Here is a 2358-nt window from a genome sequence, read left to right as displayed (position 1 = left end):
TTATATTCATCACCCAGTAAAATGTCATCTCGCCTAAGCTCGTACTTCGTTTTCTATTCTATCATTGCATGTAGTACTCAATGATGACATAACCCCCATAGAGTACTTATTTTTTAACAGCCTATTCCTTTTTCTGTCTTTTTCTATAATCTTACCTCTTTGTATCTGGTCAACTGAGTATTCATATCCTGCTCTATTTAACCAAGTCACATTATTGGGATACTCATCTAAATACTTGGCAATTAAATCTTTACTTTTACTATTATCTAGTTCTGTTCCTAAATATTTATATTCCCAAATAACTAACTGGCCATTAAAGATATAATCAGTATTGAACCAATTGGTATAATCATAATGTACCTTCAGCTTTCCATCGCTATCAAGCGATAGTGTAAAAAAGTGCCAAAATTCTTGCTCATTCTCTTTAAAAATCTTTCTAAGCTCATCACTCAATTTATAAAAACATCTTCTTTTCTATCGAGCGATTGATAAAGATGGACATACATTGTATATTCAGCTCCACAAAAAACAAGAGCGTCAAGCGGCTTATGCCTTTATGAAAAGACTAGTAAAAACATTWGGAGAAGCAACGGTTCTCACAACAGACAAGRCTCCCGCGTTACTTTTCTCTTTCCATAAATTGRGAGARCAAGGTCATAAGCATACCATCCATTGTACAATCAAGYATTTGAATTACCTCATCGAACAGGATTATAGACATATCAAGTGACGTTTTTCCAAATCCGCAGGATTTCAAAGGCTTCGCCATGCTTTACGTACCTTAAAAGGCAACTAAACTATTCATGCCCTATATAAATAAAAACGAAGTTTACAACAACCAAACTTCGTTTTTTCGACGTACAATGAATTAGAGAACCTATTCAAAGTTGTATAAACTCTACCTACTAAATTAGGATTTTTTTGTTTATATAAAAACTTTGCAACAGAACCTTTAAACTAAACTTCAAATCCAATTACTATCCATTCATCAACTATGTCCCAAAATTCCATATTATATCTAGGCTCTTTATTCGTCCACCATAAAGTCGCATTATCATTATTAGAATTCTTATAATCTACTGCAACATAACCACCCATACCACTTTTAAAGAAACCAAAAGTAGTTTGTAAATCAATTTGTAAAGGCTCTTCTAACTCCTCAATAATACCCCATTCATCATCATCAAAAAAAGTTACATTTTCTAAAGGAACTAAACCCATAGATTGGCTCGCATAAAAATAGAAACCATTATGAACAGTTCGATAAAAATTTCGTATTGTTGAAGGGATCTTATCCCAAGATTTTTCTAATTCTTCATTATTAAAATCATCTTTGGGATTTCCCCCCTCATAATATCGAATTTCACCATTATCTGTTTTAATAGTGTATAAAATTGAATATCTACCATTTATGTCCATAAGCTCTACTTCTTCAAGGTGCCTAGACAAATAAGAAATAGTGTTTCTTAATTCCACTCCTACGTGCTCTTTCCATATCGATAAAATACTCTCAACTCTCTTGTCTACGTTTTCTTCTTGAAACAATTCATACCATGAATTTGGTATTTTCTCACCATCAAGTTTATTAATCTCATGGCATGATATAAGTTGTGCATTTCTTTTATATTTTCTTAAAAACCCAAGTTTTTGTTCCATAATGCTATGTCATCTCCTTTATTTATCTATATCTTTTTTTATTTCCTTTCAACAAAATCATCAATTTGTTTTTGTAATTTCATTTCTAATTCTTTTTTCTTCTTTATCATCTCTTCTCTAAACTTAGGATCAACTTCAATTTTTTCTTTCTTATAAATTGTCCAATCAGAATAAGATTTAGACCCCTTAAATTTATTGGCTGCTTCACTTAACCCTAAAAAATTCTCTTCATTATTTAAAACCTTAAGTTGTTGTTCCTTTATTAGTTTATCAAATTTTTCCATATCCGCTATATTTTTCATTGATACAATATGATCAGCTTGAAGTCTATCTGTAATATACTTACCAGGTAAAGCAGGGTCAGGCGTTCCTATTTTATCCTCAATGCCCTCATTAACTTTTTCCCGTAGCTTTGCAGTAGTCGTTCCATCTCTTAATTCATCATATAATTCCTTTGAGATTCTTCTTTCCTCGTATCGAGGCGGTGTTCCAATATCACCCGTACCCTTAACTCCACCACTCTCCAAATTCGAGATCCTACTCTGAATACTCGCCTTTGAGGCATCATGGGCTTCTTGGAATTTCCCGCTATAGTTCGTTCCAGATCTAACGACACTTCCATCTGGCATTATTTCTACACCTTTAACGAATGGGGTTACGGAGTCCGCACCTTTTGCTAGTTTAATTTCAATTATATAATAC

General features: G+C 32.8%; 3 protein-coding genes and 1 pseudogene. 1 reads left to right on the top strand and 3 read right to left on the bottom strand.

Annotation, left to right across the window (positions count from 1 at the left end; genetic code table 11):
- Positions 1–33 precede the first annotated feature (33 nt).
- The gene (locus tag AC1DJR_RS26755; RefSeq protein WP_429688711.1) at positions 34–453 is read right to left on the bottom strand and encodes an immunity protein YezG family protein; all 420 of its coding nucleotides are present in this window, start codon (positions 451–453) and stop codon (positions 34–36) included.
- Between the two features lie 22 nt (positions 454–475).
- Here AC1DJR_RS26755 and AC1DJR_RS26750 point away from each other — a divergent pair.
- Positions 476–895 (top strand): annotated as a pseudogene (locus AC1DJR_RS26750) (DDE-type integrase/transposase/recombinase); the annotation flags it as partial.
- Between the two features lie 62 nt (positions 896–957).
- On the opposite strand, the gene AC1DJR_RS26745 reads toward AC1DJR_RS26750, so the two are convergent.
- Entirely contained in the window at positions 958–1656 is a 699-nt protein-coding gene (locus AC1DJR_RS26745) for an SMI1/KNR4 family protein (RefSeq protein WP_429688712.1), read from the bottom strand.
- Positions 1657–1694: 38 nt separating this feature from the next.
- Positions 1695–2358 (bottom strand): hypothetical protein (locus AC1DJR_RS26740; RefSeq protein WP_477003933.1); only part of this gene is annotated, 664 nt, incomplete at its 5' end.

It is taken from the genome of Bacillus sp. 05T31 (assembly GCF_056396725.1).
This window is presented reverse-complemented; position numbering and strand designations above follow the sequence as displayed.